The organism is Candidatus Dadabacteria bacterium (assembly GCA_026706695.1).
Lineage (GTDB): Bacteria > Desulfobacterota_D > UBA1144 > Nemesobacterales > Nemesobacteraceae > Nemesobacter.
Window position 1 is genome coordinate 1807 of the sequence record JAPOYE010000106.1, and the last position, 7563, is coordinate 9369.

A 7563-nucleotide genomic window follows, 5' to 3' on the forward strand; every position below is an offset into this window, starting at 1 on the left:
GGAATCATCCTGCATATCTACATGTATCCTAGAGTGGAGCAGCTTGTCGAGAGGATAACAGATTCAGTCCAAGGGGCGTGATCACTCAAAAAAGCGCCTTATCTCCATCTGGGTCTCCTCGAGGGAACCGGAAGCTTCTATTACCTTGAGCCTTGGGGTCCCTTTTTCAATCAGCCGTCTGTAACCCTCATCCACTCGGCTGTGGAACTCAACCGGTTCCTCGTCCATCTTGTTTCTCTCCTTACCGCGGTCCCTGAGCCTCAGGAGCGCCTGCTCAACCGGTATCGAAAGAAAAAACGTGACGTCGGGCTCAACACCGAGACTTGATGCCACAGCCATGCGGAGAACCAGGTCAGGGTCAAGCTCCCTTCCCGAGCCCTGGTAAGCAAGGGTCGAATCGTAGTACCTGTCGCAAATGACCGTGTAACCGTCTTTTAGTTTCGGCAGTATGAGCTCCCTTACGTGCTGGGCCCTGTCCGCGCAGAAAAGACAAAGTTCGGCGTAGGGCTCAATATCGATATCCCTCCGGTCGAGAATCTCGTTTCTTATCGCCTCGCCGAGCTTGCCCTCGCCCGGTTCCTTTGTAAAAAACACCTTGGTCCCCTTGCTGGAGAGGTAATCGGCTAGAAGCCTCGCCTGGGTCGATTTGCCGCTTCCGTCTATTCCCTCGAATGTGATAAATCTGCTCACACTGCGCCTCCCGGGGTTTTGTCCTGACCTCGAGACAAAAGTCCCGTCATCTTCCTGAGGTTCTTGATTTCCCCAGGGTTCAGGTCACGCCACTCCCCCTTGCCAAGCTCGCCGAGACGTACGTTACCACACGAAATTCTCTTAAGCCTGGCAACTCGAAGGCCAAAGGCCTCGAAGTACTTTTTCACAAGGTGTTTTCTCCCCTCGTGAAATGAAATGCTTGCCCGCGCGCGCCCAGGGGACACTTGAAGAACACTCACTGAATCCGGCTTCGTAAACCGTTTTTCAATTTCCACTCCTCCACCAAGTACCGCTTCGAGATCATCCGGCACATCCCCCGAAACCTCGGCTAGATAAGTTTTTACCACCTTGTACCTGGGGTGATGTATTCTGTTTGCAAGTTCCCCGTCGTTTGTGAGAATCAGAAGTCCCTCAGAGTCGTAGTCAAGCCTGCCAACGGGATAAACCCTCTGCTCTATGCCTCCCAGGAAGGACGTTATCGTTTTCTTTCCATCTTCCATGGACCTGAGGGAAGTGAGGTAAAAGGGAGGCTTGTTAAGCATCACGTATCTTTTCCTTTCCTTGCGCACGGGTTTTCCATCAAGCGCTACCATGTCGGCAGTCTCGTCCACCACGGAACCGAGAGTACGAACAACCTCCCCGTTTACAGTTATCCGTCCCGCCTTTATAAGGTTATCCGCTTTTCTTCTTGACGTTACTCCGCACTCGGAGAGAAATCTGTTAAGCCTCATTTAATCAGACCGGCAATCTCTAAATTTAATTTTTTGTGAACGTGTTTTTCTTTACGCATTTCTAATATACACCACAAAGGCGGACATTCACGCTCGTACCAGTTTGCCCTCTTGGAACCCCGTAGCTGACAAGGACCGCAATTTACGAATTTTCGGGGTGCCCAACGCTGGAAGTTTTTTTCTCTTACTTTTCCGGAAAGAGTCCCGGCAACCAGCGGGATGCAAGTTCGGCCGGAAAGGCAAGTCGCAACGGAGCACGGGTACTCCGTGAAGCCAGAATTCCACGTTTCAGCAGAACAGACGTGATGCGACGGGCATGGCGGGGACTTGAGCCGAGAAGGCGAGTGACTTCTCCTCTTGGAATCTCCCCGCGATAAAGAACATTTCTCATAATAATTCTGGATTGAGGAGGGAGTTCGCCGGCGTGGATTTCCTCTTCGGTCCAGAGCAGAATTCTGCTTAGCAGACGATCCGGCATCATGAGCCTCTCCATGAAATCCACCTGGTCAATGCAGATAGTCAAGAAAAAACGCGTGAACTCCGCCAAGGCCTCCTCGCTCAGAGGACCCCGGCCGTCGAGATCATTGCGACGTCCCATTTCGCATGCCATCAGACGGCTCTTATACGACCCCTCCTCCCGTGCCAGCCCTCTTGAGACCGACCATATCCTGACCGCATTCAAGGCTTCCGATAACATGGCATCGGACATGAGACGGGCAACGCGCCCGTTTCCGTCCAGGAAAGGATGTATCCAAAGCAGTCTGTGGTGAGCCGCCGCGGAAGCCAAGATAGTGTCGGTTTTGCCGAGGCTTCCGTAGACACTTTCAAACCGCTTCATAAAACGGGGCACTGCCCCGGGACTTAAGGGAACATGGCGGCCTACGCGGACATCGCGACTGCGCAGTTCGCCAGGAACAACACTGACAACTTCTCCAGTATCCGGATTTTCCACCTGGAGCAGTTCATGGGGAAGCAATTCCCCGAACCGGTAGTGGATTTCCTGCAGACTGGCAACAGCGGTCGCGCCGCACTTGAGGCCTCCTTCGTCAATCCATTTCTGAACAGCTATATGGGCTCTTGCCTCAAGCTGCAGATTGCGCTTCTTCGTGTCGGCGCTGTAGTCCTCCTTCATGGCCCTTTCAATATCGACCGGATGAGTTTCATGGCCTTCGATAAGGTTGCTGTAATAGCAGTTCATCACCCTTACGAGACCGGAAAGAGACTCAAGTACGCCCTCGGGCAGGCCGTGACCGAGACCGGCGACGCATTGCGCAAGTTCAACCGCCAGGTCAGTCAGTTCACCGTGGTGTCTTGAAGTCCTGCCTATCAGAAGCGGTTCCATCAGTGAAACCACTTCCCCCCGATCTTCCGGGTCATGTGATCCGGCCGGTTCTTTGTCCGGTCCAATATTATCCATTATATAAATAATATCATAAAGTTAGATTGAATTAAAATCTTTTTTCAGTGTTTATTCTGTCCGCTTTTATATCCGCCATAATGTTACTCGCAACGCAGTTTCAGACGTCAAAAAAAGGCACACATTCGTGCCCGTAACGGCTTGTTCTTTCGCTCCCGGCATAGACCAGAACTGATTTCCTGTTGTCGGGATTGAGCCTTCTATAGAAATCAAGACCCTTGAACAACCCGGCGCCGAGGGTGCGGGTCGACTTTATCTCATAGGAAATCACGTCGGCGCCTTCCGGCTCCAGAAGATCGACTTCGTTCCCGGTGTTGTCCCTGAAGAAATACAGAGATGGGGACTCAACGTTGTTAAGTTTCCTCTTGACCTTTTCCATTACGACCAGATTTTCAAAAAGCGCACCTCTGAGTGGATGTGATTTCACGTGCTCAACAGTTTTTATTCCGAGCAGATAGGAGGCAAGGCCCACGTCGCAGAAGTAAAGCTTCGGCGTTTTCACTATCCGCTTTCTGAAATTTCTGTAATGGGGAGGGAGAAGGTAGATGATGTAGCTTGCCTCAAGAACCGAAATCCACGCGTCCACAGTCTTGGCGTCAACACCTATGTCGTTAGCCATACGCGCCCTGTTAAGCATCTGTCCGACATTTGACGGGCAGAGTCTCAGGAAACTTTCAAACTGTCTCAGGTTCCTGATCTCCCTAATGTCTCTCAGGTCTCTTTTAATGTAGGTATCCGTGTAAAATGAAAGGGCTTCTGAGGGATTGAGCTCTCTGTCAATAATCGCCGGATAGAATCCCCTGTAGATCAGATTTTCGTACGAAGACTTTTCCCCCAGTTCCTCAAGCGAGAAGGGAAGCAGGTTTACAAGCGCCGTCCTTCCGGCAAGCGACTGGGAGACCATATCCGTTAGACTGAACTGATGGCTTCCGGTCAGAATGAACTGTCCCGTCCGGACGCTGCGGTCCACTATGCCCTGAATATAAGAAACCAGATCGGGAACATGCTGGACCTCGTCTATAATCGTTGTTTCCGATTGTGCGAGGAATCCTCTCGGGTCTTTCCGGGCATGCTCCCGCACATCGGGGTCTTCCAGGTTGAGATAAAGGTGCTCCGGAAAACATTTCACCGACACGGTCGTCTTGCCTGACTGGCGAGGCCCCGTAATCGTGACGACGGGATACTGCGCGGCGAGACTCAGAAGTTTCGTTTCTATTGTCCGTCTTATCATGTTTTACAATTATGGAATATAATTCCTAATTTGTAAAGTTTTTCCGCAGACGCAAACCTCAGAACCCGATAATCCTCTTGTGCAAAACCTAGCTTTGGTTACAATTCAATTTCGCAAATCTGATATATTGGAGGTAGCAATGAAAAATTTCTCAGTTTTGGTTTATGCTTCGCTTTTCCTGATAGTCGGCTGTGGGGGGGGGCAGTGAGAGTCCGAATTTGGGTGGACTCACGCCTGATGATATTGACTGCGTAAACAACCCTGACTTTAACCACGTTGAACCTCTCCCCTCTGGAGCCCATCCAGATGAATTCATAACAGAAGAAGGAACATTCCTGCGTTGTGAAGATGAAGATATAAAGTACAATGCGGACGGAACTGTATCCGGCACATGGACAGGCAATACCAATGACGAGACTTACACGATCCTTCGGATTGCCGAGGAAGCATGCGGCCTAAGCACTGAAAACTTGCCCAATTACGTCGGCGACTGGGTAGTAACTGATGTTACAACCGGAGACCTGGAATACTATGATTTATGTCTCCGCTTTGACCTGATCCCAGGCATGATCTTCTGCCAGCAGCTGAGCGGCGAAGACCAGGAAACCGTCAGGCAAATCCAGTACGGACAAGTAGTAAACACATTTGTAGTCGCCGCTGAGGAGTGCGCCTTACAGGAAGAATAGGGTGCTGCAAAAGTAGCCGTGACAGCCCACCAGACGCAATCAGAGTTTCGGGCAAGTTTTCCTTCCTCAAAAACTTCAGCGGTTCATCCGGTTATCAATCAGGTTGTCAACTACAGATGGGTCGGCAAGAGTTGAAGTATCGCCAAGGTCGGAGTACTCGTTGGCGGCGATGCGGCGCAGAATCCGGCGCATGATCTTGCCAGAGCGGGTTTTCGGAAGCCCTGGAGCCCACTGTATAAGATCGGGAGAGGCGATCGGCCCTATTTCCTTTCTCACCCACTTAACTAGCTCGCCGCGAAGTTCTTCTGAAGGCTCCGAATCGGCGTTAAGTGTCACGTACGCATAGATGCCCTGACCCTTTATCTCGTGCGGATAGCCTACCACCGCCGCCTCGGCGACGCTTCCGTGCGACACCAAAGCGCTCTCCACCTCGGCTGTGCCCATCCGGTGACCGGATACGTTTATAACGTCATCGACACGCCCGGTAATCCAGTAATAACCGTCTTCGTCGCGACGGCAGCCGTCGCCGGTAAAATACTTGCCTAGATAGGCGGCAAAGTAAGTTTCGACGAAACGGTCGTGATCGCCGTAAACCGTGCGCGCCTGTCCCGGCCATGAATCCACTATACAGAGATTTCCCTCGGCCGCGCCTTCCAGGACATTGCCGTCGTCAGAAACCAGTTCCGGGCGCACCCCGAAAAACGGCAGTGTGGCTGAACCCGGCTTTAGGTCCGTTACACCGGGAAGCGGGGTTATCAGGACACCCCCGGTCTCGGTCTGCCACCAAGTGTCCACTATGGGACACCGGCCGTCGCCGACCACTTCGTAGTACCACATCCAGGCTTCGGGATTGATTGGTTCTCCCACGGTGCCAAGAACGCGAAGCGAGGCGCGGGAGGTTTCCTTGACCGGCCCGTCTCCCTCGCGCATAAGCGCCCGGATAGCCGTGGGGGCCGTGTAGAAAATACTGATGTTGTGCTTGTCGCAAACTCTCCAGAAACGTGACATGTCCGGATAACCCGGAACCCCTTCAAACATCACAGTGGTGGCGCCGTTTGCAAGCGGTCCATAGACGATGTAGCTGTGGCCGGTGACCCAGCCGACGTCAGCCGTACACCAATAGACCTCTCCTTCGTGGTAATCGAACACGTACTGGTGAGTTATCGAAGCGTAAACAAGATAACCGCCGGTTGTGTGCAAAACCCCCTTGGGCTTTCCGGTCGAACCCGAGGTGTAGAGAATGAAAAGCGGGTCCTCAGCGCCCATTTCCTCGGCCGCACAGTCATCGGAAACCTCCGCCGCGGCCTCATGATACCAGACGTCCCGCTCACCATCCCAGGGAACGTCCGCTCCAGTACGGCGCACTACCAGCACCTTTTTTACGATCGAGTCCACGGCGGCGTCCTCAAGGGCCTTGTCCGTGTTTACCTTAAGAGGCACCCTGCGAGCGCCGCGAAGTCCCTCGTCCGCCGTAATGACTATCTCCGATTCACAGTCAGAGATCCTCCCCGCAAGCGCCTGCGGTGAGAAACCTCCGAACACTACCGAATGAATGGCGCCGATACGCGCGCACGCAAGCATGGCGAAGGCAGCCTCGGGAATCATCGGCATGTATATGGTTACCCTGTCGCCCTTGCGGGCACCGAGAGACTTAAGCACGTTAGCCATGCGGCAGACTTCGCTCTTAAGTTCCGCGTAAGTGAACTTCCTGTCTTCGGCGGGGTCGTCCCCCTCCCATATGATTGCGATCTTGTCGGGAGTTTTCTCCGCGTGGCGGTCGACGCAGTTTGCCGACACGTTAAGGGTCCCGTCGTAGAACCACCTGATTGACACTTCCCCAGGACCGTAGCTTGTGTCCTTCACCTTGGTATAGGGCCTGATCCAGTCAATCCGCTTGCCGTGGGCCCCCCAGAATCCCTCCGGGTCCCTGACTGACTGACGATACATCCAGTTATATTCGTCCCTGTTTATCAGGGCTCCTTCGGTAACAGCTTCTGAGGGTGGAAAAACTTTCGGTTTTGACATGAATTTCCTCCTGACTAATAAACTTCCATTGTGATTATCCCGAGTTTTAAAACCGCCGTGCTTGTACGGAAATTCCAAGGGACAAAACAGCCGAATCTTGGGGAACCGTAGAGGTAGTCATTTAATATTTAAGGGCTTTATATATCAAGCAGTTACGCTCGATCCTAGGCTTCAAGATGCTGAGTCGTATTGTAACTCCTGTGCTTTGAATTGACAATGTCTGAACTAATTTATTCAAAATTCGGTCAATTCAATTGACTCCTTACACACTCCTTGCAGATGCCTTGACGGTCGTGGGGCAAGCATTTAAATTAGCACCAACCGACCATTTCGAAGGAAATCAAGACATGTCTTGGCAAAGAATAAGCAGGTTCACTCTCTGTCTCTTGCTCCTGTCCGCAACAGCATGCGGACAAGGCCCAGACGGTAACCCGGACGGTACCATCTCAAGCATGGCCCCCGCTGACACGGACGACCGCCCGCTCGAGGGGGCAGTCGTCATCAACGATGTGGCCAGAACCGTCGCACTCGAGGAAAGCGATGCGTATGAACTCGAAATAGACGGCGAGCATGCGCCGGTCATCGAAAACGACACGCTGACCCTCACGGTATCGTACAGCGGCGGTTGTGAAACACACGATTTCACCCTCGTCACGGACGGCAGCTTCATGGGATCAGATCCCGTCCATCTCGTCGTCACCCTGACACATGACGACAACGATGACACGTGCGAGGCGTACCCGAAAGATCACTATTCTTTTG

7 protein-coding genes are annotated in these 7563 nt (G+C 52.6%); 2 read left to right on the plus strand and 5 right to left on the minus strand.

What is annotated here, in order from left to right:
- Window positions 1-81: 81 nt before the first annotated feature.
- The 4 genes from tmk to OXG10_08275 all read right to left on the minus strand — a co-directional run bounded on the left by tmk (window position 82) and on the right by OXG10_08275 (window position 4090).
- On the minus strand, window positions 82-690 hold the full coding sequence (gene tmk / locus OXG10_08260) for a dTMP kinase (GenBank protein ID MCY3827348.1): 609 nt from the start codon (window positions 688-690) through the stop codon (window positions 82-84).
- On the minus strand, window positions 687-1442 hold the full coding sequence (locus OXG10_08265; protein ID MCY3827349.1) for a pseudouridine synthase: 756 nt from the start codon (window positions 1440-1442) through the stop codon (window positions 687-689). Before OXG10_08265 ends, tmk begins: the two co-directional genes overlap by 4 nt.
- Before the next feature lie 184 nt (window positions 1443-1626).
- The gene (locus OXG10_08270) at window positions 1627-2784 is read right to left on the minus strand and encodes a Fic family protein (GenBank protein ID MCY3827350.1); all 1158 of its coding nucleotides are present in this window, start codon (window positions 2782-2784) and stop codon (window positions 1627-1629) included.
- Window positions 2785-2959: 175 nt separating this feature from the next.
- Entirely contained in the window at window positions 2960-4090 is a 1131-nt protein-coding gene (locus OXG10_08275) for an ATP-binding protein (protein ID MCY3827351.1), read from the minus strand.
- Between the two features lie 218 nt (window positions 4091-4308).
- Here OXG10_08275 and OXG10_08280 point away from each other — a divergent pair, with 218 nt between their 5' ends.
- Window positions 4309-4776: a hypothetical protein gene (locus OXG10_08280; GenBank protein ID MCY3827352.1), complete on the plus strand. Its 468-nt coding sequence runs from the start codon at window positions 4309-4311 to the stop codon at window positions 4774-4776.
- A gap of 75 nt (window positions 4777-4851) precedes the next feature.
- Here the strand turns inward: OXG10_08280 and acs are convergent, their stop codons facing one another.
- Window positions 4852-6801, minus strand: coding sequence for an acetate--CoA ligase (gene acs / locus OXG10_08285; GenBank protein MCY3827353.1), 1950 nt, complete (start codon window positions 6799-6801; stop codon window positions 4852-4854).
- Window positions 6802-7253: 452 nt separating this feature from the next.
- Between acs and OXG10_08290 the strand changes: the two genes are divergently transcribed.
- Window positions 7254-7563 (plus strand): hypothetical protein (locus tag OXG10_08290; protein ID MCY3827354.1); only part of this gene is annotated, 310 nt, incomplete at its 3' end.

Bases quoted from the DNA above. Each gene is read 5' to 3' on its own strand.
- OXG10_08265 (MCY3827349.1), bottom strand. From the start codon at position 1,442: ATGAGGCTTAACAGATTTCTCTCCGAGTGCGGAGTAACGTCAAGAAGA.
- OXG10_08270 (MCY3827350.1), bottom strand. From the start codon at position 2,784: ATGGAACCGCTTCTGATAGGCAGGACTTCAAGACACCACGGTGAACTG.
- OXG10_08275 (MCY3827351.1), bottom strand. From the start codon at position 4,090: ATGATAAGACGGACAATAGAAACGAAACTTCTGAGTCTCGCCGCGCAG.
- acs (MCY3827353.1), bottom strand. From the start codon at position 6,801: ATGTCAAAACCGAAAGTTTTTCCACCCTCAGAAGCTGTTACCGAAGGA.